The sequence below is a fragment of the Vicinamibacterales bacterium genome (genome assembly GCA_035699745.1).
GTDB lineage: Bacteria > Acidobacteriota > Vicinamibacteria > Vicinamibacterales > 2-12-FULL-66-21 > JAICSD01.
Genome location: DASSPH010000040.1, coordinates 61,843 through 87,978, shown reverse-complemented (window position 1 = coordinate 87,978; position 26,136 = coordinate 61,843). Strand labels below are relative to the sequence as shown.

Here is a 26,136-nt window from a genome sequence, read left to right as displayed (position 1 = left end):
GCGCGGCGATGCTCGCGCTCGCCGCCGTCGCGGCGCTCGCCGGCCCCGCGGCGTTCGAGGCGGCGCAGCCGCCGCGGCCACGACAGCACACCGTGACGAGCCCCGACGGGCATCTCACGTTCGAGCTGCAGGTCAGCGCGGCAGGGGGGATGCGCTACCGCGTCCGGCGGGATGCCGCGCTCGTCCTCGACTGGTCGACGCCGGGGATGATCGTCGACGGCGTGTCGCTCACCGACAACGTGCTGCTCAGCGACGTCATCTCCACGTCCGCGACTGATCTCACCTACCCGACGCGCGGCGTTCATGCGCTGGCGCGCGACCGCAGCAGCAACCTCGCGCTGGCGTTCCAGCACGCGCGGACGCACGTCGACGCGCGTCTCGAGATCCGGGTGTTCGATACCGGCGCAGCCTTCAGGTTCATCGTCCCGGAGCACCCGGACTCCATCGCCCGAACGCCCGACGAGGGGACGACGTTCAAGCTGCCGCCGGGAGCGATGACGTGGTCGCACGATCTGCACGGCCACTACGAAGCGCTCTACGTGAAGCGCGCGATCGAGGACGTCCCGGCCGGCGACTGGGCGGCGCCGCCGCTGACCTACAAGCTGCCGGGCGCCGCCGGCTACGCCTCGATCACCGAGGCCGCGCTCACGAACTATGCCGGCATGGCGCTGCACGCCGACGGCCGCGGCGGGTACGTCGCCCGTCTCGGCCACGCCCACCCGGTCTCGTATCCGTACGCGCTGCGCTACCGCGCCGAAGACGTGCAGCGGCTCGCCCGTCCGGCCGTGGTGACCGGCCGCATCGTCACGCCGTGGCGCGTCGTCCTCGCCGCCCCGGATCTGAATGGGCTCGTCAACAGTGACGTTCTGCACAACCTTGCGCCGGCGCCGGATCCGGCGCTGTTTCCGGAAGGCATCGCCGCGCCATGGGTGCGCCCCGGGCGCGCCGTGTGGCGCTATCTCGACGGCGGCGACAACACCTACGAGGGGCTGAAAGGGTTCACCGAGCGGGCCGCGAAGCTCGGCTACGAGTATCACGTGGTCGAAGGTGTCTGGCGCCAGTGGACGCCGGAGCAGCTGAAGGCGTTCGGCGAGCACGCGCGGCAGCACAAGGTCGGGGTGCTGCTGTGGAAGCACAGCCGCGAGATGCAGACACCGGAGCAGCGCCGGCAGTTCTGGGAGTTGTGCCGCGCCAACGGCATGGCGGGCGCGAAGATCGATTTTCTCGATCACGAAGCGAAAGAGGTGATCGACCTCTACGACGCGATCCTGCGTGAGGCGGCGGAGCATCGCCTGGTGGTGAACGTCCACGGCGCCAACAAGCCGACCGGGATGGATCGCACCTGGCCGAACGAGCTGACGCGCGAAGCGGTGTGGGGCTTCGAGCATCGCGGCGCGGCGCCGTGGGGGCCGCACAACGCGACGCTGCCGTTCACGCGGTACCTCGCGGGGAATGGCGACTACACGCCGACGGTATTCGGCGATCGGCGGCGCGAGACGTCGTGGCCGCATCAGATCGCGACGGCGATCGTGTTCACGTCCACCCTGCTCGTGTTCGGCGGCCACCCGCAGAGTTTTCTCGACAGTCCTGCGGCCGACGTGCTTCGCGCGATCCCCGCCACCTGGGATGAGACGATCGTGCTGCCGCCGAGCGAGATCGGCGAGATCGCGGTGATGGCGCGGCGCGCCGGCCGCGACTGGTTCGTGGCGTCGGTGAACGGCGCCGCCGGGCGCACCGTCCGGGTCGTGCCGCGTTTTCTTGCGCCGGGCCGCTACACGGCGACGATCGTCCGCGACGTGCCGACGGATGCGGCCGCGATGACGGTGGATCGCGTTCCGCTGTCCCCGTCGACGCCGCTGACCTTCGCCGTCCGCCCCGGCGGCGGCTTCGTGGCGCTGATCCGTCCGGAATGAACCCGCGCCGGACGCGGCCGCCGGAATGGTACCCTCGGGCGACCATCTGATGACGATGCCGCCGGTGCGGCTGCTGGAGTGTGTGGATGCCTAACGCTGTCGCCAACCGGATGGCGGTCACGTCATTCGTCGTGCTGTTCTCGATCGTCGGACTGGCGCTCTACGGCCTGCCGTTCTACTACGACTTCATGGTGCGCGAGTTCGGCTGGTCGCGCGCCCAGGTGACGTCCGGCAACGCGATCAGCAAGCTGCTGATCGGTCCCCTGTTCGGCTTCGCCGCCGGATGGATCGTCGATCGTTTCGGTCCGCGCCGCCTGATGATGGCCGGCATCGTGATGGCGGGAGGCGCGCTGATCGGGCTCGCGCACATGACCGCGCTGTGGATGTTCTATCTGTTCTACATCTTCAACGCCCTCGGCTACGTCTGCGGCGGCCCGCTGCCCAACCAGGTGCTGCTGTCGCGGTGGTTCGACAAGGCGCGCGGCAAGGCGATGGGGTTCGCCTACCTCGGCATCGGCATCGGGGGCTTCCTCGTGCTGCGGCTGTCACCCCGTCTGGTGGACGCCCTCGAATGGCGCGGGGCGCTCCAGTTCCTGGGGATCCTGATCATCGTCCTCGCGCTGCCGCTCGCGTACTTCGTCCGCGACGAGCCCGCCTCGTCGGGCCCGGACGGCGCGCGGACCGCCGCCGGCGGGCCGGCGGCGCTCGCGCCGATCTCCGGCTTGTTCCGCGCCCCGGCGTTCTACCTGCTGGCCATCGGGAGCATGTGCTCGATCGGCGCGGTGGGCGGCACCAACCAGCACCTCAAGCTGTTCCTCAGCCTCGACATGAAATACACGCAGGACGCGGCCGCGACGATCACCTCGACGGTGCTCGCCTGCAGCATCGCGGGACGCCTGATCATGGGCTGGCTCGCCGACCGCATGCCGCGCAAGCACGTGATGATCCTCATCTACGTGCTCGTCGCCGGCTCGATCCCGCTGCTGTTCATGGCCGACTCGACGCCGGCGATGTATGCCTTCGCGGTGATCTTCGGCCTCGGCCTGGGCGGCGAGTACATGATCATTCCGCTGATGGCGGCGGAACTGTTCGGCGTGCGCGTGCTGGGCCGGCTGCTCGGCGTGATCCTCACCGCGGACGGCGTCGCCGAGGCCGCCTCGCCGTACTTCATCGGCAGGCTGCGCGACGCCACCGGCAGCTACGATCTCGGATTCACCGTCCTGATCCTGATCGCGCTTGCCGGGACCGTCGCCATCGCGCTGCTGCCCCGCCGCGGCGTCCCGCAGGAACAGGCCCATGTCTGAGCTCAATCGCCGTGAGTTCCTCGCCGCCGCGGCCGCGCTGCCCCACGCGCTCCGTCCGGCCGCCCGAGGCGCGATGAAGATCGGCTACGCCGCGATTACGTGGGGCGGCGACGACGCGCGCGCCATCCGCGAAGTCGCGGAAGCCGGGTTCAGGGGCATCCAGCTGCGCGCCACCGCGTTCGACGCGTGGGGCAGCCGGCCCGCGGACCTGAAGGCGCTGCTCGCGAAACACCGCCTCGCGTTTCCGGTGATGTCGAGCGGCAATCTGAAGTATGCGCCCGAGGAGCGCGGACCGCAGATCGCGCTGCACCTGAAGCACGCCGAGTTCGTGCGCGACGCCGGCGGCGGGTTCCTGCAGGTGATCGACGAAAAGCCGAAGGGCCGGGCGATTGCGCGCGACGATTACCGCCAGCTCGGCGCGATGCTGCGCCGGCTCGGCGATCGCACCGCCGAGATCGGCGTCCCGCTCGTCTATCACCATCACATGAACAGCACCGGCGAAGCGCCCGAGGCGATCGAAGCGATCCTCGAGGACATCCCCGGCCGCTCGGTCGGATTGCTCTTCGACATCGCCCACTACCAGCAGGGCGGCGGCGATCCCGTGGCCTTCATCCGCCGCTTCGGGAAGGCCATCAGGGTCGTCCACCTGAAGGACGTGCGTCCGATCGAAACCGCGCCCGGCTACCAGTGGGTGGAGCTCGGACGCGGCCGGGTGGACGTGAAGGGCTGCGTCGCGGCGCTGAAGGACAATGGATTCGACGGCTGGGCGATCGTCGAGCTCGATCGCGTGGTCGATCCCGGCGGCTCGCCGAAGGCCAGCGCGCTCGCCAACCGCGAGTACGTCACGAAGCAGCTCGGCCTGGCGCTCTGAACCGTCGTTTCATCTGCGCGCGCGATCGGTCCGGCGGAGCGGCGGGCCCACGCTCACGGGCGCAGCCGCGCGTGCGGATCGCGCGCGTGCAGCCGCAGCGTGCCCGAGAGCAGCGCGCCCGGCAGCAGCCGGATGGCGGCATCGCGCAGCCGGATGCGCGTCCGGCTTCTCGTCGTCGTCAGCGCCGCGATGCGCGGCCCGGCGCCGATTACCGCGCGCGTCCGTTGCGATCGGACGTTCTCGTACCGGCGGAGCGCTGCCGCCGCGTCGCCGCGGGCGGCGAGCACGAGGCCCAGGGCCACGGCATCCTCGAGCGCCAGCGCCGCCCCCTGTGCGGTGTGGGGCAGCACGGGATGCGCCGCGTCGCCAAGCAGCGTGACCGGTCCGCTTCCCCACCGATCGATCGGATCCCGGCGGAACAGCGGCTCGAGACGCAGATCCTCCGGCAGCGCCGCGTGTGCAATCCGCGCCGCCGCCGGATCGAGTGCCCCCGTGCACCGGGCCAGCACCTCTCGCGGCGTGGCGCCGTGCGGCACGAGCTCGTCGACGAGCGACAGATACCAGTACACGTCCGTGGCGCTGGCGCGCGCGAACCCCGCTTCGACGCCGTCGCCGAGATAGATCGCGGTGTCGGTGTCTCCGAGCGCCGTCGCCGCCCCCCTGGTGACGCCGCGAAGCGCCTGATATCCCGACCGCGCCGGCGGCGGCTCGGACGGGTGCAGCTGCCGCCGCACGACCGATCCGACTCCGTCTGCGCCGATCAGCACCGCGCCGTCGAGCGTCCGGCCATCGGCGAGTGTGACGGCCGCGCCATCCGCGATGGACGTGAGGCCGCGGACCTCGTGGCCGAGCAGGAGCGACTCCGCCGGCACCGCCGCCAGCAGCGCGCCGTGCAGCGCCGGCCGCAGCGTGACGACCGAACGCGAGTCGGGTGCGGTGGTGCGGAAGTGGATCCGCTTCAGGAGCGCGCCGTCGGCGCGCCGGACGACGAAGGTGTGGACGACGGCGCCGGCCTCGGTCACCGCGTCGGCGAGCCCGAGCTCGCGGAGCGCTTTCAGCGCGTTGGGCGCGAGCGCCAGCGCGAAGCCGAGCTCGCGGGGGCTGTCCGCGCGCTCGAGCACGCGGACGTCCCAGCCGGCGCGCCGCAGCGCCACCGCGGCGGCGAGCCCGCCGATGCCCGCGCCGACGACGAGCGCCGTGCGTTCACGACTCAACGAACCGCGCCGCGCGGGCGCCGTGCACCGGGACGCATCTCGACGATCCCTGAGGTCAGGATACGAGGTACAGGTCGCGGCCGGCGTTCTCGACCACGAGCGTGTCGGGATCGTTGCGCGCCGCGGCGACGTCGACGGAGGCGCAGTCGGCGAACCCGAGATTCACCCGCCGGCAGATGGCTTCCGGAATCCCGGAGGCCAGGGTAATGCGGTAGCGCGGCTCGATCCGGCCGTCCGGTCCGAGGCGGCCGGCATACGTCACGTGGGCGAGGTGCGCGGCGACGCACAGGTTCGCCCGCAGCTCGTCGGATCCTTCCACCATTTCGCAGACCCGTTCGAGCGGCGCGTAGCCGTATTTCTCGATCAGCCGCCCGTGGGTGCTCGAGATGGTCTCGAGCTGCGGCGCGTAGATGATCAGCTCGCCGCCCTCTTCGATGACCGCTCCCAGCTTGTAGCTGGCCTTGCCGCCGACCCACAGCTCGTCGTAGTGCTCGTCGAGCAGCGCGACCACGCGCTTGTACCGGCGGCCCGTGTAGCGGATATGCAGCTGCGCGCTCACCGCCGCCGCCCGGCGGAACGTCTCGCGCAGTCCGCCCGTGAACAGGGCGTGGGTGTGCAGCCCGCCGGCGTCGCGCGTCGACACGGAGGTGAAGCCGATCACCGGCGTCGTGACGCGATCGGCGGCCGCCTCGATCATGCGGCGGGTCGGCGTCTCGACGCGCCCGATGACCCGCTCGATCGTGGCCTGCGCGCCCAGCCAGTGCGTCATGTGGGTCATCTCGGGCCCCGAGACGCCCGGGAAGAAGTACTTGGCGCCGCCGGCGAACCCGGCGACTTCGTGCGGCACGACGGCGCCGAAGACGAGGACGTAGTCGTAGACGCCTGGCGCGAGGCGCGCGTTCAACTCCACCGGCACGTCCACCTTCATGATGCCGCCGGTGAGCGACCAGACCTCGTCGGCGCCGATCGTGCCGAGCGAGGTCAGTTCGGACGGCCGATCCCAGTGATGATCGAAGACGTCGCCGAGCAGCGGCAGATCGGCAGAGGCCGCACCGATCTTCGCCCGCTTCTCGGCATCGGTCATGGGCCCGTGCGTCCCCTGCGCGACGAGCGCGTCGAAGCGCGCCGCGCGGCGCCCGGCCAGCTCCTCCGACACCATCGGGAACAGCAGGTCGGTGTTGTCGTCGCGCGTCTTGTCGGGAATGATCGCCAGCACGCGCGCGCCGGCCGGAACGGGCCGAAGCGCGTCACGCGCGATCTGGCGCAGGTCGGCCGCGCTCAGCACCTTCCGCGCCGGTGTGGCCAGACCGGCGCCGCTCACGCCGTCCTCAGCTTCGCCGGCTCGAGCCGCGGCGCGAGCAGGTGAATGACCGCGAGCGCGATGGCATACAGCGTGCCCCCGACGACGAACATCGGCAGGTAGTAGCTGGGGTCGCGGTTCAGCACGCGGCCGGCGAATTCGGCGATCAGGATGCCGCCGACGCCGCCGGCGAACCCGCCGAATCCCACCACGGTGCCGACGGCGCGCCGCGGAAACATGTCCGACGCGAGCGTGAAGATGTTCGCCGACCACGCCTGATGACAGGCGGTCGCCAGGCCGATCAGCAGCACCGCGGTCCACGCGCTCCTCGTCTGACTGGCGAGAATCACCGAGGGGACGATGGCGGCGACGGCACCGAGCGCCGTCTTGCGCGCGCTGTTCACCGACCAGCCTCGCTTGATCAGCGTCGACGACAGGTAGCCGCCGAGGATCGAGCCGATGTCGGAGATGATGTAGACCGTCGTCAGATACGGAATCAGGGCGACGCCGCGGATGTCGTGCTCCGAGGCAAGGAACTTCGGCAGCCAGAACAGGTAGAACCACCAGACCGGATCGGTCAGCATCTTGCCGAGCGCGAACGCCCACAACTGCCGGTAGCGGAGGACTTCGGCGAGCGGCACCTTGGCACCAACCGCTTCCTCCGCGCCGTCCCTGATGTAGGCGCGCTCGCGCGGCTGCAGCTTCGGATGGGTCTGCACCGGGTGGTAGAACATCATCCACGCCGCCAGCCAGACGAATCCGATCGCGCCCGTGAGAATGAACGCCGCGCGCCACCCCCAGGTCGCCGCGAGCAGCGGAACGGCGATGGGGGCGACGATCGCACCGATGTTGGTGCCGGAATTGAAAATGCCGGTGGCGAACGCCCGTTCGCTCTTCGGGAACCATTCGGCGACCGTCTTGATCGACGCCGGGAAGTTCGCCGCCTCGCCCACCCCGAGCAGGAAGCGCGCGAAGCCGAAGCCGATCGCCGTGTTCGCCAGCGCGGTGCCCATGCCCGCCAGCGACCACCACGCCACCGCGATCGTCAGCCCCAGCTTGGTGCCGATCCGATCGAGGATGCCGCCCCACACCAGCATCATCGCCGCGTACGACACCTGGAAGGCGATGACGATGCGGCCGTAGTCGAGCTCCGACCAGCCAATCTCCCGCTGCAGGTCCGGCGCGAGAATGCCGAGGACCTGTCGATCGATGTAGTTGATCGTGGTGCAGAAGAACAGCAGCGCGCAGATCACCCACCGCCAGCGGCCGACACGGCTGCCGAGGGTGGGGACGTCGACGCGAGCAGCGGCGGGTGTGGCCATGCGGTTGCGATCCTCAGATAGTGGGGTTGCGCCGGTGGATGGCGAACTCGCGGAAGCCCAGACGCTCCGCCGCCGTCTCGCGGCCGGAACAGACCGCGAGAACTTCGTCGAAGAGCCGCTCCGCCGCGCGATCGAGCGTCTCCCGGTTGTCGAGCACGCCGCTGACGTCGAGGTCGATGTTGTCGGCCATCGACGCGGCGGTCCGCGCGTTGCCGGTGATCTTTATCACGGGCGCAATCGGATTGCCCGTCGGCGTGCCGAGGCCGGTCGTGAACACCACCGCCTGAGCGCCGCCGCCCACCATGCCGGTGACCGCCTCGACGTCGAGGCCGGGCGTGTCCATCACCGTGAGGCCCGGACGCGTGATCGGCGCCGCGTAGCCGACGACGTCGGTCAGGGGGGTGCGCTCGCCGCCCTTGTGGGTCGCGCCGAGCGACTTCTCTTCGATCGTCGTCAGGCCGCCGCGGATGTTGCCCGGCGAGGGCTGCGTGCCGCGGATGTCGAGGCCGAGCGCAATCGCCTCCGACTCCACCCGGTTGATGACGCGAAGCAGACGCACCGCGGTGTCGGCCTGCGGCGCGCGCGCCGCCAGCAGGTGCTCGGCCCCCATGATTTCCGCGATCTCGCCGAGCACGGCGGCGCCGCCGAGATCGACCAGGCGGTCGGCAACCCGGCCGAGCGCGGGATTCGACGCCAGGCCCGACGTGTAGTCGGACCCGCCGCACTTGACGCACAGAATCAACTCCGAGATGTCGCAGGTCTCGCGCGGCGCCCGCGCGAGCTCCGCCGCGTGCTCGCGCGCGACGGCGATGCCGCGCTCGGTCGTCCGCACCGTGCCGCCTTCACTCTGGATCGCGATGATCTGCGCCGGCTTGCCGGCCCGGCGCGCCGCCTCGGCGAGCTGCTGCGCGACCACCTGCTCGCAGCCGAGCGCGATGACCAGCACCGCGCCGACGTTGGGATGCCGGCAATACGCCGCCAGCGTCTCGTGCGTCGTGTGCATGTCCGGACCCAGCTGCCCGCAGCCCGCGGTATGCGGAAGCGCCGTTCCGATCGGCGCCACCGCGGCGGCGACACGCTCGGCGACGACCGACGAGCAGATCACGGTCGGCACGACCAGCAGGTGGTTGCGGACGCCGACGCGGCCGTCGGGGCGGCGGTAGCCCTGGAAGGTGATGCCCGGGCGTTCGGTCACGGATTCCCCTTCTGGTCGGGCGGCTCGGCAATCCGGCCGTCCGTTCCGATCGAGCTGTGCCGTCCCAGATCCCCGCGGCCGCGCGCGCTCGACACGTTGTGCGTGTGGACGTGCGCGCCCGGCGGAATGTCGCTGGTCGCGCGGCCGATCGGGCTGCCGTATTTCATCACCTCGGCGCCGGCGCGGATCGCTCGCACCGCGATCTTGTGCCCGCGCGGGATCGGCTCGCGCACGGTGAGCGACCCCACGGCCGCCAGGACCTGCCCGACCTCGAGCGCCTCGAGCGCGGTCGCGACGTTGTCCGCGTCGCTGATCACGATCACGGGACTCGGAGATCGCAGGTCGGACGTCACTGGTTCACTCCACTCGCCAGGAAGCCCCCGTCGACCACGAGCAGCTGGCCGGTCACGAAGCTCGCGGCGTCGGACGCGAGATACACGGCGGCGCCGATCAGCTCCTCGAGCCGGCCGAACCGTTTCATCGGGGTCCGCATCAGGAACTCCTGGCCGCGCGGACCGTCGAGCAGCTGGGCGTTCAAGTCGGTCTTGAACACGCCTGGGGCGATCGCATTGACGGTCACGCCGAAGGGAGCCCACTCGACGGCCAGCGCGCGCGTGAGGCCGGCGACCGCGGACTTGGACGCGGTGTACGCGCTCACCTCCTGCAGGCCGACGAACGAGGACAACGAGGCGATGCCGATCAGCCGTCCGCGCTTCCGCGCGATCATCCCCGGCGCAAACGCCTTGTAGGTGCGCAGCGTGCCCATCAGGTTGACGTCGACGATCCGCTGCCACTCCGCCGTGTCCATCGACAGCGTCGGCGCGCGTCTGGTGATCCCCGCGCAGCTCAGGACGATCTCGGCGGGCCCGAGCGACGACTCGACCGCCGCGCGCAGCGAGGCGAGCGACGCTTCGTCGGCGACGTCGGACGCGAACCGCACCGTCCGCCGCCCCCGCCCCTCAATCTCCCGCGCCACCTCGTCGACCAGATTCTCGCGCCGCGCCGTCGCGACGACGTTGGCGCCGGCATCGGCGAGCCCGAGCGCCAGCACGCGCCCAATCCCGCTCGTGCCGCCGACGACCACCGCGGTCTTGCCGCTCAGATCGAACAAAGACGTCATTCCGCGCAATTATAGTTCCCGGGCCGACGCCGCGGATCTCGACCAGTACCAGTAGAACGGCAGCCCGGCGAGCATCAGACCGACGCCGGCCATGGCGCGTCCCGGCGTGGCCATGAACGTGTTGACGATCAGCCAGCCGGCGACGACGAGAAACAGGATCGGCACCACCGGATAGCCCACGGTGCGGTACGAACGCTCCGCGTCCGGCATTCGCCGCCTGAACAGGAACACCGAGGCCGTGGCCAGCGCGACGAAGATCAACACGGCGAAGATCGCGTAGTCGGTCAGCACGTCGTACGATCCGGTGAAGACCAGGCCGATCCCCCATGCCCCCTGCGCGAGCAGCGCGCGCACCGGCACGCGCGTCCCGGGGCTCACGCGCGCCAGCGCGGCGAAGAACACGCCGTCGGCCGCCATCGCATACGGCACGCGCGCCGATGCCATCGTCGTCACCAGCAGCGCACCGAAGACCGACATCGCCAGCGCCGCGGCCATGACGCCGCTGGCGCCGGAACCAAGGAATCTGGACACCGCTTCGGTCGCCACCGCCGACGACTCCGGAACGCTGGCGATCTGTTCCGGCGTGAGCACGTAGAAGTAGGCCGCGTTGGCGAACAGATACAACGCCATCAGGATGCCGATGCCGCCGATCAGCGCGATCGGCAGATTGCGGCGCGGGTTGTCCACTTCGCCCGAGAGAAAAGTCAGCTCGTTCCAGCCGTTGTACGCCCACATCGCGCCGAGCATCGCCGCCCCGAATCCGGCGAATCCGCCCCGGGCGCTGGCCAGCACGCCTTCGCAGGCGCCCGCCCCGGCCGACATCGCAAAGTGGCCGCTGCTGCCCTGCGCCAGGAGCAGCGACGCCGCACCGACCCCGGCGACCAGCGCGACCTTGAGGATCGCCATCACCGTCGCGACCCGCCCGCCGACGGTGACCGCGGCGCAGTTGACCAGCGTGACGAGCGCGATCGCCGCGGCCGCGACCACGGGCAGGCCGAGCGGCGTCGCCGCGAGGGCGCCGCCACCCGCGATGTTGAGGAAGATCGCGAACCCCGCGGCAAGGCCTGCCATGCCGCCCGTGCTCGCGACGAAGAATCGCGTCCAGCCGTAGAGAAACGCCAGCGGGCGGCCGTACCCGTCGCGGATGAAGACGTACTCGCCGCCGGCGCGCGGCATCAGTACCGCCAGTTCGGCGTACGTCAACGCACCGGCAAGGCTCAGCAGACCCGCCACCGACCACGCCGCCAGCACCATCCACGGCGTGTCGACGTTGCAGGTCATCACTCGCGCCTTGAGGAAGACGCCGGTGCCGATCACGCCGCCGACGACGATCGACGTCGCCGCGAGCAGGCCGAGGCCGCGGACGAGCGTGACGGCGCCCGCCGGAGCCTCGGATTCGACGCGCGTCACCGGGCCGAGCCCGGTTCGATTACGTCCACCACGCCGACGTCGATGAACTGCCCGCCGCGGTTCTGATGCGCGTGCACCGCGAGCACGTTGCGTCCGGCGCGCAGCGCGGCGCGCGCGGGGCCCGTCAGCGGCACGTAGGCGAACCCCGCATTCGCGCCCGGCATCTCGGCGACCAGCACGCCGTTCAGATAGACCCGCACGTCGTCGTCGTGAAAGACGCGGAGGTGCGGCGCCGTGAGCGTTCCCGGCGGGACGTCGATCGCGCGGCGAAGCCAGATGTCCGGCGTGCGCCACTCCGTGCCGACGCGGGCGAAACGCGTGTCGCGGGCGCCGAAGCCGCCGGGCCCGGAGCGCCAGGCGCTGTCGTCGAACGCCGCGTCGAACCAGGTGTTCGGCGGCGTGTCGGTCGTGTACCGCCAGGTCTGCGGCTCGCGATCCGATGCGGCGACGAGGTGCACGATGCGCGGAGGCGGGGCGAACATCCGCCGGTTCGCCGCAATCGACTCGGGCGAGAGCTTCACGACGGCGCGGTCGTACGTCATCACGCCGTTCACTTCAATCTCGACGTCGGTGGTCTGCGTGTAGATCGCCGATGTCAGCCCGTCTCCGGCGTGCAGGCGCAGCTGCGCGAGCAGATCCCGGTATGCGTTGTTGAGGTCGGGCTGCGTCGTGTAGCTGCGGTAGCCCCAGTTGCCGCGATCCAGCCAGGTGTGTCCCTCGAGCGGCAGGCCGAGGCCGCCGAACTCGCCGAGGACCGCGGCGCGCGCCGGCTCGAGCGGCGGCATCGCCGGTCCGGGATACGCGTGGAGGTCCGCGACGTCGCCGACCTTCATGTCGGTCCAGCCGCTGGTGTTGTTCACGATCCGCGACGGATCGTACGACTTCAGCCAGCTCACGTACTTCTCGGTCGCGTGCTGACCCCAGCCTTCGTTGAACGGCACCCACATGACGATCGACGGATGATTGCGGAGCGCGTCGACCATCGCGGTCAGCTCGCGGGCGAAATTGGCCTCCGCTTCCGGCCCCTTGTTGTTCGCGCTGGGCATGTCCTGCCAGACCAGCATGCCGAGTCGATCCGCGTGGTAGTACCAGCGCGCCGGCTCCACTTTGACGTGCTTGCGGATCAGGTTGTAGCCGAGCTCGCGCGTCTTCTGAATGTCGAAGGCGAGCGCGTCGTCCGTCGGCGCGGTATACAGGCCGTCCGGCCACCACCCCTGGTCGAGCAGGCCGAACTGGAAGATCGGCTCGCCGTTGAGATACAGCCGCGGCACTCCCCTGGCGTCGCGGCGGACCGCCGTCGAGCGCATCCCGAAATAGCTTTCGACGACGTCGCCCGAGTCGAGCCGGACGCGCAGGTTGTAGAGAAACGGATCGGCCGGAGACCAGCGCCGCGCCTTCGGCATGGCGATCGTCGCGGTCGGTCCGTCGCCGCGCCCGATCTCGCGCGTTCCGTCCAGCACCGTGACCGTGATTCTTCCGCCGCTGCGCCCCTCGGTGCCGACCGAGACCCGCACGAGGCCGCGATCGAGATCCGGATCGATCCGCAGCCCGCGAACGTGCCACGTCGGGACGGTTTCCATCCAGACGGTCTGCCAGATGCCGGTGACCGCGGTGTAGTAGATCCCGCGCGGCCGGCGTACCTGCTTACCGCGCGGCTGCTCGCCGTCGTCGGTGGGATCCCGCACCGCGACGACGAGTTCCTGCTGGGGTCCGGCGACCAGGCGATCGGTGATGTCGAGCGTGAAGGGATCGAAGCCGCCGCGGTGCACGCCGGCGGAGGTGCCGTTGACGTACACCGCCGCCTCCCAGTCGACGGCGCCGAAGTTCAACAGCAGACGATGCCCGGTCGGCAGCGACGGCGTCGGAAAGGTGCGCCGGTACCAGAGGCGCTGCGAGGGCGCGACCCACACCCCGGCGCCGCTCAACTGCGATTCGATCGGGAACGGCACGAGGATCTTGCCGCCGAACGCCGTCGGGCGGGGCGCGTCGCCATCCGTGATGGCGTAGCTCCACTGGCCGTTGAGATTCACCCAGTTGGCGCGCGCCAGCTGCGGCCGCGGATATTCGGGCAGGACGCGATCCGGCGTGACCTGCGCCGCCCACTTCGTCTGCAGTCGTGTCGCGGGCACCGGCGAGGCCGGCGGCGCGGGCGGTGGTTGCTGCGGGGCCAGCAGGGCCAGGACCCACAGGACGAGCGGCAGCTGTATGCGCATGATTGAGCCCGGCCAAAGCATAATCTTGTTCGTGGCGCTTTACATCGGATTCGACTCGAGCACCCAGAGCCTCACCGCGACCGTCATCGAGACGGAAGCCCGGGAGGCCGCACACGGACAGCGGACGGCGGCAGGCGGAACGCGCCGCGTGGTCGCCGAGCACGTCGTCGTCTTCGACGAGGCCCTGCCGGAGTTCGGGACCACCCGAGGCGTGCACACGTCGGCGGACGGGCGTACGGTCACGGCACCGCCGGCGATGTGGGTGGCGGCGCTGGACGTGGTGCTCGGGAGACTGCGGGACGCCGGGATCGATCTCGCCGATGTCCGCGCCGTCTCGGGCTCCGCGCAGCAGCATGGCAGCGTCTATCTGAACGGGGATGCCCCCGCCGCGCTCGCCAGCCTCGATCCCGCCGGCCCACTGGCGCCGCAGCTCGCACGCATTTTCTCGCGCGGGGAATCTCCGGTGTGGCTCGACTGCAGCACGACCGGCGACTGCGACGCCCTGACCCAGGCGGTCGGCGGAGCCGACGGGCTCGCGCTGATGACCGGGTCGCGCGCCTACGAGCGATTCACGGCGGCCCAGATTCACAAGTTCGCGAGGACGGAACCGCAGCGCTACGCCGCGACCGCACGCATCCATCTGGTGAGCTCGTTCATGGCCTCGGTGCTGTGTGGAGCGGACGCGCCGATCGATCCCGGCGACGCGTCGGGCATGAATCTCATGCACCTCGCCATCTCGGAGTGGTGGCTGCGGGCGGTCGAGGCCACCGCGCCGGATCTGCTCCGGCGGCTGCCACGCATCGAGGCGTCGTGGTCGATCGCCGGCCCGATCGCCCCCTACTTCCGCCGCCGGTTCGGGTTCGGTGACGCCAAAGTGGTGACGTGGTCCGGCGACAACCCGTGCGCGCTGGTCGGCCTCGGCTTGATCGAGCCGGGGACGCTGGGCATCTCGCTCGGCACCAGCGACACGGTCTTTGCGGTCAAGTGGCGATCCGATCCCGATCCCTCGGGCTCGGGCCATGTCTTCGCGTCGCCGGCCGGCGGCTACATGGCGCTCACGTGCTTCGCGAACGGATCGCTGGCGCGCGAGCGCGTGCGCGATGCCTACGGCCTGGACTGGGAGGGATTCTCGCGCCTGCTCGCGTCGACGCCGCCCGGCAACGGCGGCGGGCTGATGGTGCCGTGGTTCGTGCCGGAGATCACGCCGACGGTGGCGGTCGACGGACCGGTGCGCCAGGATCTGGATCCGGCCGATGCCGCGCGCAACGTCCGGGGCGTCGTCGAAGGGCAGGCGATGGCGATGCGGCTGCACTCTCGGTGGTTCGCGCCGGCGGTCGAGACGATCCGGGTCACCGGCGGCGCCGCGGCGAATACCGCGATCCTGCAGGTGCTCGCGGACGTGTTCGACGCCGAGGTCGTGCAGATCGCGCCGCCCAATGCGGCGTCGCTGGGCGCCGCGCTCCGCGCGTTCCATGCCGACTGCCGCGCGACGATGACCTGGAGCGAGGCCATCGCCGGGTTTACCGATCCGATCCCGGGCGCCGGCGCGCGGCCGCGCCGGGAGGCGGCGGCCGCCTGCGCGGCGCTCCTCCCCCGGTATGCAGCGCTCATGGAATCGGCGCGCTAAGTGGTAAGCTGGCCGCCAACGCCATGTTGAACGACACGCTCTATCGGGTCCGCAGGATCGAGGGACTCCAGAATCTGCAGAAGCGCGGCGAAGGGGGAGCGCGCGAGCTGACGAGCTCGCGGCTGCGGCTGGCCGCGGGTGCGACGCACAAGTATCAGATCGCGGGCGAAGAGACCGTCATCGTCCTCCAGGAAGGGAAAGGCACGTTCGCCACCGCCGACGGGACCTGGACGTTATCGCGTTCGAATGTGTTCGACGAGCGTGCCAGCGCCGTGTACCTGCCGCCGGCGACACCGCTGACGGTCACCGCGGAGACGCCGCTCGAAGCCATCGTCGTCTCGACTCCGGCGCCGGCCGGCGGGCACGCCGTGGCGATCGGGCCGGACGGCGTCGAGGTCAACGCGCGCGGCAAAGGGAACTACGGCCGCGAGGTGCACAACATCTTCGTGACCGATCCGCACGCCCGCCGCATCATGGTCGGCGAGACGATCAACCCGCCGGGCAACTGGAGCAGCTATCCGCCGCACAAGCATGACGGCAAGGACGGCGAGCCGGTGCTCGAGGAGGTCTACTACTACCGCATCTCCCCGCCGCAGGGCTTCGGGCAGCAGATGCTCTACACCAGCGACGGGGAGTGCGCTACGCACACGGTGCGCGACGGCGACGCGGTGCTGCTGCCCTACGGCTACCACCCGGTCTCGGCGCCGCCGGGGTACAAGGTGTACTACCTGTGGGCGATGGCCGGCGCCGAGCGCAAGCTCGCGCTGCACGAGGACCCCGCACACAAGTGGATTCACAATACGTGAGCCGCTTCGCGTGACACGCCAGGAGACCGCGCAACAGATCCAGCAGCTCGGCGTCGTCGCCGTCATCCGCATGAAGGACGCGGCGAAGCTGCGGCGCGTCGTCGACGCCATCGCGGAAGGCGGCGTCCGGGCGATCGAAGTGACGATGACGGTGCCGGGGGCGGTGGAGCTGATCGCGACCCTGGCGCGATCGCTTCCGGCGGAGATCCTGCTCGGCGCCGGCACGGTGACGGACGGCGCCACGGCGGCGGCGGTGATCGACGCCGGCGCGCGCTACGTCGTCAGCCCGGTCTTCCGCCGCGAGGTCATCGCGGCATGCCACCAGCGCGACGTCGCGGTCGCGCCGGGATGCTTCACGCCGACCGAGATCCTCGACGCGCACGACGCCGGGGCGGACCTGATCAAGGTGTTTCCCGCGACCGCGCTCGGGCCGCAGTTCATCAAGGACGTGCGCGCGCCGCTGCCGCAGGTGCGGCTGATGCCGACCGGCGGCGTCTCGCTGGACAACGCCGGCGACTGGATCCGCGCCGGCGCCGTGGCCGTCGGCGTGGGATCCGCTCTGCTCGACACCAGGGCGGTGGAGGAAGGGCGCTTCGACGTCCTGACCGCCAACGCGCGGCGCATCGTCGCCAGCGTCGCCTCCGCACGATGAGCATGCCTGCACGCGTCGTCTGCTTCGGCGAGATCATGCTGCGCCTCAGCCCGCCGGGATTCGAGCGGCTGCTGCAGTCGCCGGTGCTGTGCGCGACGTTCGGCGGCGGCGAAGCCAATGTCGCCGTCAGCCTGGCGCAACTCGGTCTCGACAGCCATTACGTGACGCGGCTGCCGTCGCACGCCATCGGCGATGCGGCGATCCGCGCGCTGCGCGCCGAAGGGGTCAACACGGCGCACGTGCTCCGCGGCGGGAGCCGCGTCGGGATCTACTTCGCCGAGACCGGCGCGAGCCAGCGCGCGTCGACGGTCATCTACGACCGCGCCAACTCCTCGATCAGCGAGATGGCAGCCGACGCGGTCGACTGGAATGCGGTCATGGCCGGCGCAGCCTGGTTCCACGTCACCGGCATCACCCCGGCGCTGGGCGACAAGGCGGCGGCGGCGACCAGGGCGGCCGTCGAAGCGGCGCGCCGCGCCGGGGCGCGCGTCAGTGTCGATCTCAACTACCGCAAGAAGCTGTGGACCCAGACCCAGGCCCAGGCGGTGATGCGCCCGCTGATGCGCGACGTCGACGTCGTCATCGCCAACGAAGAAGACCTGCAATCGGTGCTCGGCGTGCAGGTCGCGGGGGCCGACGTGACCGGCGCGACGCTCGACGTGACGGCCTATCGGGACGCTGCCGAGTCGGTGACGAAGGACCTCGGCCCGTCGCTCGTCGCCATCACGCTGCGCGAGAGCCACTCGGCCAGCGACAACGGCTGGAGCGCGGTGCTGTGGGACGGCGCGTCCGGCACGCTGCATCGCAGCCAGCACTACGCGGTGCGGCTGGTGGATCGGATCGGCGGCGGCGACAGCTTCGCCGCGGGGCTGATCTACGGGATGGTGACGGGCCGCAGCCACGACGAGGCGCTGAAGTTCGCGGTCGCCGCCAGCGCGCTCAAGCAGACGATTCCCGGCGACTTCAACCGCGTGACCGTCGCCGAGATCGACGCGCTCGCCAAAGGCGACGCATCGGGCAGAGTTCAGCGGTGACGTCGAGCTGAACGCCGAACGGTGACTATCTGACGAAGATGTTCGGCATGAGCGCCAGCGGCTCGCCGCGCCGGAACACCTGCAAGGGCGCCGCGAGCGCCTGGACCACTTTCGGATTGCCGATCCCGAGCATCGACGCGATCCGCGTCATGCCCTCGGACGCGCCCAGCGGATCGCGCATCAGGTCGTAGAACGTCTTCTTCGGGGGATAGATCACGAGCTCGACTTCGGCGTCCTGCGCGATCTTGGCGCGCTGCTTGGCGAGCGCGATGGCGCGCTCGAGTCCGCCCAGCTCGTCGACCAGCCCGATCTCCTTGGCCTGACGGCCGGTCCAGACGCGCCCCTGCCCAATCGCGTCGATCTTCTCCGGCGTCGTGTTGCGCCCCTGCGCCGCCTTCTCGACGAACGTGTCGTAGGTGGCCTGCATGTTCTCGAGCATGCGGGCGCGCTCCTCCGGCGAGAACGGCCGGATCGGCGAGTACATCTCGGCATAGCGGCCGCGCGAGACCGGCTCCAGGTTGACGCCGATCTTCTGCAGCGTGCCGTTGATCACGAACTTGGTCAGCACGACGCCGATCGATCCGGTGAGCGTGGACGGCTCGGCGACGATCGCGTGCGCCGGCATGGCGATGTAGTAGCCGCCCGAGGCGGCGACGTCGGACATCGACGCGATGACCGGCTTCTGGTTCCTGGTCAGCACCACCTCGCGCCAGATCACGTCCGAGGCGATGGCGGATCCGCCCGGGCTGTCGATGCGGAGGACGATGGCCTTGATCGCCGCGTCGGCGCGCGCCTTGCGGAGGTACTCGACCATGGTGTCGGAGCCGACCACCGCGCCGGCCGGCGAATCGTAGCTGCTCTTGCCCGACGCGATGATGCCGGCGGCATGGATGACGGCGACGCGAGGCCCGCGATTCAGCCCCAGGCCGCCGGCACTCACGCCGCGGTATTCGTTCATGTCCAGGTAGCGGACCTTGCCCGACGCGAGCTTCACCTTGTCGTCCAGCTCGTCTTCATAGGCGAGGTCGTCGATCAATCCGGCGCGCAGCGCGTCTTCCGGCAGGAACGGGCCGTGATCGATCAGCGAGCGCACCTCCGCCTCGCTCTTGCGCCGCCCTTCCGCGATGCCGCGCACCAGCTGTTCGTAGAGGTCGGTGTTCAGCGACACCGCCATCTCGCGGTGCGCCGGCGTCATGGTCTTCTCGGTGAAGGTGTTGGCGGCGGTCTTGTACTCGCCGATGTGGAGCGCGTCGGGAAACGCGCCGATCTTGTCGAGCATGCCGCGGAGGAACAGCTCGTAGCTCGCCATCCCGGTCAGGTCGAGCGACGAGGCGGGCATCAGGAACACCTTGTCGCATGCCGAGGCGAGGTAGAACTCCTGCTCGCCGCCGAACTCGAGATAGGCGACGATCGGCTTTCCGGAGCGGCGGAAGTCGCCGATCGCGTCGCGCACCTCCTGCACTTTCCCCCACATCGCGGCGGGCCCGGTCGGCTTGAGGATCACGCTGGTGATGCGCGAGTCGGCCTTGGCCTTGCGCAGCATCTCGACCACGCTCCGCACCGTCGGGGCCGACTCCAAGAACGGCCCGAAGACGCCCCCCGGCTCCATCTCGGCGAGGTCGCCGCCGATGCGCAGCACCAGCGTCGATCCGGCGGCGACCCGCGGCTCCCGCCCGACCGCGGACACGAGCAGCAGCATGCCGGCCGCCGAAATGAACACCGCGATGCCGATCAGTGCGATGACGATCCAGACGCCACGTCGTGCAGCCATCCTTCTATTGTAGGCCGGGTCTCGCGGCGCTCCGGCCCGGCTATACTGCCTGCCGTGAAAAGACTGGCGGTTTTCGTCACGGCGCTCGCGGCGGGCGTCGTCCTCTTCGCGCAGACGCTCGCGCCCGAACGGCTGACGCGCATCGACCGGTTCTTCCAGGACCAGGTGGACCAGGAGCGAATCGGCGGCGCCGTCGCCCTGGTCCTGCAGGACGGCAAGCCGGTTTACGAGAAGGCCTTCGGCTGGGCCGACAAGGAATCCGGCCGGAAGATGACCGTGGACGCGATCTTCCGCATCGCCTCGCAGTCGAAGGCGATTACCAGCGCGGTGATTCTCTCGCTGATGGAGGAGGGGCGGCTGGCGCTGACGGATCCGGTCGGCCGCTACATCCAGAGCTTCGCCGGCACCACGGTTGCGGTCAGGAACGGCGATCAGATCGCAATCGTGCCGGCGCGGCGGGCGATCACGATCCGCGACCTGCTCACGCACACCGCCGGCATCTCGTACGGCGAGGACCCGCGCATCGCCGATCGCTACAAGGCGAAGAACCTCGGGGCGGTGACCGGCCGCGGCTGGTATACGGCGGACAAGGACGAGCCGATCTGCGACACCATGGAACGGCTCGGCACGCTGCCCTTCATGTCGCATCCCGGCGACGCCTACGTCTACGGGTACAACACCGACGTGCTCGGCTGCGTGGCCGAGAAGGCGTCGGGCCAGCCGCTCGACGAATTGATCCGGACGCGAATCACCGGTCCGCTCGGCATGAAGGACACGATGTTCTACCTGCCGGCAGCCGGGCGCGATCGGCTGGTGACGGTCTACGCGAGCAGCAGCGAGACGAACGGGCGGATCGTCCGGGCGCCGGACGGCGCGCTCGGCCAGGGGCACTACGTCGAAGGCCCGCGCCGCAGCTTCTCGGGGGGCGCCGGACTGCTGTCGACCGCGCGCGACTACGCGCGCTTCCTGGAAGCGATCCGCCGCGGCGGCGAGATCGACGGCGTCCGCATCCTCTCACCTCGCGCCGTGGAGCTGATGACCACGAACCAGAGCGGCACGCTGCACTCCGACGCCGGCCTCGGCTACGGCTACGGCTTCCAGACCACCGATCGCTACGGCGCGAACGGCCTCGACTCGGTGGGGGCGTTCGGGTGGGGCGGCGCGTACGGGTCGATCTACCGCGTCGATCCCAGGTCGCGGCTCGTGCTGGTGTTGATGCTCAATCAGATGCCCAACGCGAGCGTCGCCCGCGACAGGTTCGGGACGCTGGTCTATCAGGCGCTGCGGTGAGGCGCGCGCCTGCCGGTCACCGCTTGCGTCCGATGGCGAACTGATCGCCGGTGCGGACCACGCGCGGGCCGTTGAAGACGACCTCGACCACTTTCTCGCTCTGCACCATCCGCTGCTGCTCGTCGGTCAGCCGGGCGACGATCGTCTTGCTCCTGGCATCGACGATTTCGCCGGTGGACGGCCACACGTGCCGTCCGTCCAGGCTCCAGGTGATCCAGCCCGGCTGATCGCGCACCTTGATCGTCGCGGTCTGCTTCGGCACCGCGGCCGTCAGGTCGAACACGTGCACGGCGCTGTTGTGGCCATCCGACAGCCACAACTCTTTCTCGTCGGGCGACAGCGCGATGCCGTGGCTCGGGCAGCCGTGCCGCTTCACCGGCCCCTTCTCGAACCCCTGCACCTCGACGTGCTGCAGCACCTTGCCGGTGCGCAGGTCGCCCACCTCGAAGCCCAGGAGATCGTTGACGTTCACGTAGGCACGGGTCTGCGCGCCGTTGATCGTGAACGGGCGAACCATGCTGGCGAACGGACCGATCTCCTGCACGACCCGGTGCGTGGCCGGGTCGGCCACCTTCAGCATCGGCGACTTGAGGCCGGCGAGATACACCCGCCTGCCGTCGGGACCGTAGATCGTGTTGTGCGCGCCGGAATTGGTCGTCACGGCGGCGAGAATCTCGCCGCTGATGCCGTCGACGACGTTCCACTGCGGCCCTTCGAGCGTCGGCACGTAGAGGATCCTGCCGTCCGGCGAGACGGCGAGCCGATCGGCGCCGCCGGGCATCTCCTTGTCCCACAGCTTCTTGTCGGTGGCGAGATCGAACGCCATCAGCCGGCGGATGGTGGTGACGTAGAGGCGTCCCGTCGCCGCGCTTGCGGCGATCCCCTTGACGTTCTCCGGCGCGGCGCCGTCCGGCACCTGCTGCGTCGGGATGCGGCGCACGAAACGGTATCCGGCGGCGATGTCGTAGACGAGCACGCCGACCCCGCCGTACTCGACGTAATTCCGGATGCCGGGCTCGGCGACGTAGAGGAAGTGGCGATCCGCCGCACCGCGCGCGACGGGGGCGATGGCCGCACCGGCGGCGAGGAGCGCGGCGACTGCGAGCGACCGTCGGAGGCTGTCTGGCATGATCCCCTCACTCGGACTGGATCGGTTCGGCGTGGGTTTCCGTCGCCGCGTGCGGCAGCCGCTGCAGGAGCCGGGCGCAGGCGTTCCAGCGAAGCACCGCATCGTCGTTGTGCGCCGGCTTGAGCGCTTCGGCGCGTTCGAAGCAGGCGAGCGCGTCGTGCAGCCAGCCGACCGCCGAGGCGGACGAATGGAACGAATCGCGCTGCAGCGCCGCCTTGGCGCGCCGCTCGTGGATGATCCCGCCGTAGTACTCGCGCTCGTACGGATCGGTGAGGCGGCGGGCCAGCTCCTCGGCGCGCGCGGCAAGGCCGTGCGAGCCGTGATGCGGGAACTCGTCGGTGAGCGCGAGGATCATCGTGACCAGCGCCTCCTGGTTCTCCGGCTCGATCTGCAGCACGTCGAGGCAGATGCTCTCCGCCTCCCCTGGCTCGTTCAGCAGGCGGTAGCGCTCGGCCTTGGCGAGCGCGGCGGGAATCGCGTCCCTCGAGATCGGCTTCGGCTGGAACATGGGGACCTCACGACTTGAAGACGCGGAGCAACCGCGTGAGCGGATCGTAGAAGCGGTCCACCACCCGCTCCTTCAACGGGATGATGGCATTCTCGGTGATCGTGATGTGCTCCGGACAGACTTTCGTGCAGCAGCGCGTGATATTGCACAGCCCGACGCCATGGCGCTCCCGCAGCTCGGGCACGCGGTCGGCGGCGTCCAGGGGGTTCATTTCCAGCGCCGCGGTGTAGGCCAGGAACCGCGGGCCGATGAACTCGTCGTGCATCTTGTGGTCGCGCAGGATGTGGCAGACGTCCTGACAGAGGAAGCACTCGATGCACTTGCGGAACTCCTGCACGCGATCGACGTCTTTCTGCCGCATCCGCCAGGTGCCGTCCGGGGCGTCCGCCGGCCTCGCCGTGAACGGCGTAATGGCCTTCTTCACGCGGAAGTTCCACGACACGTCGGTGACCAGGTCCTTCAGCAGCGGAAACGCCCGCATCGGCTCGACCGTGACGGGCGCGAGCAGATCGAGCGAGTTCAGCCGCGTCATGCACATCAGCCGCGGATTGCCGTTGATCTCCGCGGAACAGGATCCGCACTTCCCTGCCTTGCAGTTCCAGCGGACCGCGAGATCGGGCGCTTGCGCCGCCTGGATCTGATGAATGGCGTCGAGCACCACCATCCCCGGCACCACGTCGACCGAATAGTCCTGGTAATGACCGCCGGCATCGTCGCTGCGCCAGACCTTGAACGTCGCCCTGGTCATGCCTTCTGGTCCTCGATGATCTGTTTCAGCCTGCGTGGCTCGCTCGCGACGCTCGCTCGCACGCTCAACGTCCTGTGGCCGCGGGTCACGATTTCTGGTCCTCGATGATCTGTTGCAGCTCCGCGGGCATCGGCGGCAGCGGCACGCGCCGCACCTCCATCGTACCGTCGGGACGCTGCACGGTGACGATGTTGAACGCCGCGTACTCGGGATTCTTGTCGGGGAAGTCGTCGCGGAAGTGCCCGCCCCGGCTTTCCTTCCGTTCGAGCGCCGATCGCGTGATCGCCTCCGACACCGTCAGCAGATTCTTCAGGTCGATCGCCGTATGCCAGCCCGGGTTGTACTCGCGGTGGCCGGTGATGCCGGCGCGCGCCGCCCGCGCGGTCAACCGGGTCAGCTCCTCCAGCGCCTGCTGCATCTCCCCCTCGGTCCGGACGATGCCGACGAGCGACTGCATCATTTCTTGAAGCGCCGCCTGAACCGTGTAGGGATTCTCGCTCGACGCGGACCGATCGAAGGGCTGCAGCGCCTCGTCGATGGCGCGCTGGACCTGCGCGGTGTCGACGCCGCGGCGCGGGTTCTGCCTGGCGAACTGCGCCGCGTATTCACCGGCGCGCTTGCCGAACACCAGCAGGTCCGACAGCGAGTTGCCGCCCAGCCGGTTGGCGCCGTTGATGCCGGCGGCGCACTCCCCGGCGGCGAACAATCCGGGAATCGTCGACATCTGCGAGTCCGCATCGACCCTGATCCCGCCCATGATGTAGTGGGTCGTCGGCCCGACCTCCATCGGCTCCCGCGTGATGTCGATATCGCCCAGCTCCTTGAACTGGTGATACATGCTGGGGAGCTTGCGCTTGATGTGCGCCTCCGCGCCGGACAGCCGGTTCTTGATCCACGCGATGTCGAGGAACACGCCGCCGTGCGGACTGCCGCGGCCCGCTTTCACTTCCCGGACGATGCACCGCGCGACGTGATCGCGCGTCAGCAGCTCCGGCGGACGCCGCGCGCTCTTGTCCCCCTGCGTGTAGCGCCAGCCTTCCTCTTCGTTGTCGGCGGTCTGGGTGCGGTACGGCTCGGGGATGTCGTCGAACATGAAGCGGCGCCCTTCGCGGTTGAGGAGGATGCCCCCTTCGCCGCGCACCCCCTCGGTGACGAGGATGCCCTGCACGCTCGGCGGCCAGATCATGCCGGTCGGATGGAACTGGATGAACTCCATGTCCATCAGCTCCGCCCCGGCACGGTAGGCCAGCGCATGGCCGTCGCCCGTGCCTTCCCAGCTGTTGCTGGTGATCTTGTAGGCGCGGCCCGTGCCGCCGGTCGCGAGCACGACCGCCGCGGCGCTGAACACCTTGAACCGTCCGCGCTCGCGCTCGTAGCCGACCACGCCGGTGGCGCGGCCGTCCGAGATCAGCAGGCTGACGACGGTGAATTCCATGTGGACGTCGAGCCCGCGGTGGACCCCCTGGTCCTGCAGCGTGCGGATCAATTCCAGGCCGGTGCGATCGCCGACGTGCGCCAGACGCGGATAGCGGTGGCCGCCGAAGTTGCGCTGCAGGATGCGCCCGTCCTGCGTGCGGTCGAACACCGCGCCCCACGCCTCGAGCTCGCGCACCCGGTCGGGCGCTTCCCTGGCGTGCAGCTCCGCCATGCGCCAGTTGTTGACGTACTGGCCGCCGCGCATCGTGTCGGCGAAGTGGACCTTCCAGCTGTCGCGATCGTCGACGTTGGCCAGCGCCGCGGCGACGCCGCCTTCCGCCATGACGGTGTGCGCCTTGCCGAGCAGCGACTTGCAGATCAGCCCGACCTTGACGCCGGCGGCAGACGCTTCGATCGCGGCGCGCAGACCGGCCCCGCCGGCGCCGATGACGAGGACGTCGTAGTCGAATGCCTCGAAGTTCGTCATCGGTCAGAGAATTCGGTAGTCAGTCCAGATGCCCATCGAGCACAGACGGACGTAGAGGTCGGCGAAGCCGACGGAGAACAGACTCAGCCAGGCGAACACCTGGTGCCGGCGATTCATCGCCGAGCACGCCGTGTAGCAGCCGAGGCGGACCGCGCTGGTCGAGACCTCGTCCTTGCGTCCCCCGACCAGGTGGCGCAGCGAGTGACAGCTGAAGGTATAGCCGGTGAGCAGGATGGTGTTGATGGTGATCACCAGGCTGCCGACGCCGATGCCGAGGCTGTTGCCGAACCGGAACGACCTGATCGCGTCGGCGGTGAGGATCACCGTGAAGACCAGCGCGAAGTAGAGGAAGTAGCGGTGCGCGTTCTGGAGGATGAGCGGAAACGATCGCTCTCCCCAGTACGACGTGCGCGGCTCGCCGACGGTGCATCCCGGCGGATCCTGCCAGAACGCCTTGTAGTACGCGCCGCGGTAGTAGTAGCAGGTGAAGCGGAACCCGCCCGGCGCCCAGAGAATCAGCAGCGCCGCGGAAAACGGCAGCGCCGCCGGCCACCATGCCGGCACCGGGCCGAACCACGCATGCGGTCCGTCACCGAACAGCAGCGGCGAATAGAACGGGGACAGGTACGGGCCGTATTCGTAGTGATTGCCCTGGAAGGCCGCCCACGTTGCGTAGACGATGAAGACGGACAGCGTGAGAAAAACGGCGAACGGTTGAACCCACCAGAACTCGCGCCGGCTGGTTTCCCCGAACTTGCGCTGGACCAGCGGCCACGCAGTGTGTGCCATGCGTGGCTAACGATATA

The 26,136-nt window shown here is 69.9% G+C and carries 22 protein-coding genes; 8 read left to right on the top strand and 14 right to left on the bottom strand.

Annotation, left to right across the window (positions count from 1 at the left end):
- The first annotated feature begins 8 nt into the window (after nt 1-8).
- The 3 genes from VFK57_08210 (at nt 9) to VFK57_08200 (ending at nt 4,088) form a co-directional block, all read left to right on the top strand.
- Nucleotides 9-1,913 (top strand): glycoside hydrolase family 97 catalytic domain-containing protein, encoded by a 1,905-nt coding sequence (locus tag VFK57_08210; GenBank protein HET7695674.1) that lies wholly within the window; start codon nt 9-11, stop codon nt 1,911-1,913.
- An 86-nt stretch (nt 1,914-1,999) separates the two neighbouring features.
- Nucleotides 2,000-3,217 carry an MFS transporter gene (locus VFK57_08205; GenBank protein HET7695673.1) on the top strand — a complete coding sequence of 406 codons (1,218 nt, stop codon included), beginning with the start codon at nt 2,000-2,002 and terminating at the stop codon, nt 3,215-3,217.
- Nucleotides 3,210-4,088 (top strand): TIM barrel protein, encoded by an 879-nt coding sequence (locus tag VFK57_08200; GenBank protein ID HET7695672.1) that lies wholly within the window; start codon nt 3,210-3,212, stop codon nt 4,086-4,088. Before VFK57_08205 ends, VFK57_08200 begins: the two co-directional genes overlap by 8 nt.
- A 53-nt stretch (nt 4,089-4,141) precedes the next feature.
- Here VFK57_08200 and VFK57_08195 read toward each other — a convergent pair whose 3' ends face one another.
- Genes VFK57_08195 through VFK57_08160 form a run of 8 tightly spaced genes read right to left on the bottom strand, consistent with a single transcriptional unit; the run spans nt 4,142 to nt 13,862 of the window.
- On the bottom strand, nt 4,142-5,302 hold the full coding sequence (locus VFK57_08195; GenBank protein HET7695671.1) for an NAD(P)/FAD-dependent oxidoreductase: 1,161 nt from the start codon (nt 5,300-5,302) through the stop codon (nt 4,142-4,144).
- Nucleotides 5,303-5,357: 55 nt separating this feature from the next.
- Nucleotides 5,358-6,623, bottom strand: a complete 1,266-nt coding sequence (locus VFK57_08190) for a lactate racemase domain-containing protein (GenBank protein ID HET7695670.1) — start codon at nt 6,621-6,623, stop codon at nt 5,358-5,360.
- Nucleotides 6,620-7,924 (bottom strand): MFS transporter, encoded by a 1,305-nt coding sequence (locus VFK57_08185; GenBank protein ID HET7695669.1) that lies wholly within the window; start codon nt 7,922-7,924, stop codon nt 6,620-6,622. Before VFK57_08185 ends, VFK57_08190 begins: the two co-directional genes overlap by 4 nt.
- Before the next feature lie 13 nt (nt 7,925-7,937).
- Nucleotides 7,938-9,119 (bottom strand): UxaA family hydrolase, encoded by a 1,182-nt coding sequence (locus VFK57_08180; protein ID HET7695668.1) that lies wholly within the window; start codon nt 9,117-9,119, stop codon nt 7,938-7,940.
- Nucleotides 9,116-9,442 (bottom strand): UxaA family hydrolase, encoded by a 327-nt coding sequence (locus tag VFK57_08175; GenBank protein HET7695667.1) that lies wholly within the window; start codon nt 9,440-9,442, stop codon nt 9,116-9,118. The genes VFK57_08180 and VFK57_08175 overlap by 4 nt, the downstream gene beginning before the upstream one ends.
- Before the next feature lie 26 nt (nt 9,443-9,468).
- Nucleotides 9,469-10,239, bottom strand: coding sequence for an SDR family oxidoreductase (locus tag VFK57_08170; protein ID HET7695666.1), 771 nt, complete (start codon nt 10,237-10,239; stop codon nt 9,469-9,471).
- 9 nt (nt 10,240-10,248) lie between these two features.
- Nucleotides 10,249-11,649, bottom strand: a complete 1,401-nt coding sequence (locus tag VFK57_08165; protein ID HET7695665.1) for an amino acid permease — start codon at nt 11,647-11,649, stop codon at nt 10,249-10,251.
- Nucleotides 11,646-13,862: a glycoside hydrolase family 2 TIM barrel-domain containing protein gene (locus tag VFK57_08160; protein HET7695664.1), complete on the bottom strand. Its 2,217-nt coding sequence runs from the start codon at nt 13,860-13,862 to the stop codon at nt 11,646-11,648. The genes VFK57_08165 and VFK57_08160 overlap by 4 nt, the downstream gene beginning before the upstream one ends.
- A 31-nt stretch (nt 13,863-13,893) precedes the next feature.
- Here VFK57_08160 and VFK57_08155 point away from each other — a divergent pair, with 31 nt between their 5' ends.
- Genes VFK57_08155 through VFK57_08140 form a run of 4 tightly spaced genes read left to right on the top strand, consistent with a single transcriptional unit; the run spans nt 13,894 to nt 17,981 of the window.
- Complete coding sequence (locus tag VFK57_08155; GenBank protein ID HET7695663.1) at nt 13,894-15,489, top strand: FGGY-family carbohydrate kinase; 1,596 nt, start codon at nt 13,894-13,896, stop codon at nt 15,487-15,489.
- Nucleotides 15,490-15,512: 23 nt separating this feature from the next.
- Nucleotides 15,513-16,295 (top strand): 5-deoxy-glucuronate isomerase, encoded by a 783-nt coding sequence (gene iolB, locus VFK57_08150; protein HET7695662.1) that lies wholly within the window; start codon nt 15,513-15,515, stop codon nt 16,293-16,295.
- 10 nt (nt 16,296-16,305) lie between these two features.
- The gene (gene eda / locus VFK57_08145) at nt 16,306-16,947 is read left to right on the top strand and encodes a bifunctional 4-hydroxy-2-oxoglutarate aldolase/2-dehydro-3-deoxy-phosphogluconate aldolase (GenBank protein HET7695661.1); all 642 of its coding nucleotides are present in this window, start codon (nt 16,306-16,308) and stop codon (nt 16,945-16,947) included.
- Nucleotides 16,944-17,981, top strand: a complete 1,038-nt coding sequence (locus VFK57_08140) for a sugar kinase (protein ID HET7695660.1) — start codon at nt 16,944-16,946, stop codon at nt 17,979-17,981. Before eda ends, VFK57_08140 begins: the two co-directional genes overlap by 4 nt.
- A 25-nt stretch (nt 17,982-18,006) precedes the next feature.
- On the opposite strand, the gene sppA is transcribed toward VFK57_08140, so the two are convergent.
- Nucleotides 18,007-19,752 (bottom strand): signal peptide peptidase SppA, encoded by a 1,746-nt coding sequence (gene sppA / locus VFK57_08135; GenBank protein ID HET7695659.1) that lies wholly within the window; start codon nt 19,750-19,752, stop codon nt 18,007-18,009.
- A gap of 54 nt (nt 19,753-19,806) precedes the next feature.
- On the opposite strand from sppA, the gene VFK57_08130 reads away from it, so the two are divergent.
- Entirely contained in the window at nt 19,807-21,042 is a 1,236-nt protein-coding gene (locus VFK57_08130) for a serine hydrolase domain-containing protein (GenBank protein ID HET7695658.1), read from the top strand.
- Between the two features lie 16 nt (nt 21,043-21,058).
- Here VFK57_08130 and VFK57_08125 read toward each other — a convergent pair whose 3' ends face one another.
- The 5 genes from VFK57_08125 to VFK57_08105 form a co-directional block, all read right to left on the bottom strand.
- On the bottom strand, nt 21,059-22,171 hold the full coding sequence (locus VFK57_08125) for a hypothetical protein (GenBank protein HET7695657.1): 1,113 nt from the start codon (nt 22,169-22,171) through the stop codon (nt 21,059-21,061).
- Nucleotides 22,172-22,178: 7 nt separating this feature from the next.
- Entirely contained in the window at nt 22,179-22,679 is a 501-nt protein-coding gene (locus VFK57_08120) for a hypothetical protein (GenBank protein HET7695656.1), read from the bottom strand.
- A gap of 7 nt (nt 22,680-22,686) precedes the next feature.
- Nucleotides 22,687-23,427: a succinate dehydrogenase/fumarate reductase iron-sulfur subunit gene (locus VFK57_08115; GenBank protein HET7695655.1), complete on the bottom strand. Its 741-nt coding sequence runs from the start codon at nt 23,425-23,427 to the stop codon at nt 22,687-22,689.
- Nucleotides 23,428-23,512: 85 nt separating this feature from the next.
- Nucleotides 23,513-25,330, bottom strand: coding sequence for a fumarate reductase/succinate dehydrogenase flavoprotein subunit (locus tag VFK57_08110; GenBank protein ID HET7695654.1), 1,818 nt, complete (start codon nt 25,328-25,330; stop codon nt 23,513-23,515).
- 3 nt (nt 25,331-25,333) lie between these two features.
- Nucleotides 25,334-26,119, bottom strand: coding sequence for a hypothetical protein (locus tag VFK57_08105; protein HET7695653.1), 786 nt, complete (start codon nt 26,117-26,119; stop codon nt 25,334-25,336).
- Between the last annotated feature and the right edge of the window lie 17 nt (nt 26,120-26,136).

Coding starts and splice junctions, on each gene's coding strand:
- VFK57_08115 (HET7695655.1), bottom strand. CDS start 23,427: ATGACCAGGGCGACGTTCAAGGTCTGGCGCAGCGACGATGCCGGCGGT.
- VFK57_08125 (HET7695657.1), bottom strand. CDS start 22,171: ATGCCAGACAGCCTCCGACGGTCGCTCGCAGTCGCCGCGCTCCTCGCC.
- iolB (HET7695662.1), top strand. CDS start 15,513: ATGTTGAACGACACGCTCTATCGGGTCCGCAGGATCGAGGGACTCCAG.
- sppA (HET7695659.1), bottom strand. CDS start 19,752: ATGGCTGCACGACGTGGCGTCTGGATCGTCATCGCACTGATCGGCATC.
- VFK57_08205 (HET7695673.1), top strand. CDS start 2,000: ATGCCTAACGCTGTCGCCAACCGGATGGCGGTCACGTCATTCGTCGTG.
- VFK57_08160 (HET7695664.1), bottom strand. CDS start 13,862: ATGCGCATACAGCTGCCGCTCGTCCTGTGGGTCCTGGCCCTGCTGGCC.
- VFK57_08185 (HET7695669.1), bottom strand. CDS start 7,924: ATGGCCACACCCGCCGCTGCTCGCGTCGACGTCCCCACCCTCGGCAGC.
- VFK57_08200 (HET7695672.1), top strand. CDS start 3,210: ATGTCTGAGCTCAATCGCCGTGAGTTCCTCGCCGCCGCGGCCGCGCTG.
- VFK57_08140 (HET7695660.1), top strand. CDS start 16,944: ATGAGCATGCCTGCACGCGTCGTCTGCTTCGGCGAGATCATGCTGCGC.
- VFK57_08110 (HET7695654.1), bottom strand. CDS start 25,330: ATGACGAACTTCGAGGCATTCGACTACGACGTCCTCGTCATCGGCGCC.
- VFK57_08120 (HET7695656.1), bottom strand. CDS start 22,679: ATGTTCCAGCCGAAGCCGATCTCGAGGGACGCGATTCCCGCCGCGCTC.
- VFK57_08170 (HET7695666.1), bottom strand. CDS start 10,239: ATGACGTCTTTGTTCGATCTGAGCGGCAAGACCGCGGTGGTCGTCGGC.
- VFK57_08105 (HET7695653.1), bottom strand. CDS start 26,119: ATGGCACACACTGCGTGGCCGCTGGTCCAGCGCAAGTTCGGGGAAACC.
- VFK57_08210 (HET7695674.1), top strand. CDS start 9: ATGCTCGCGCTCGCCGCCGTCGCGGCGCTCGCCGGCCCCGCGGCGTTC.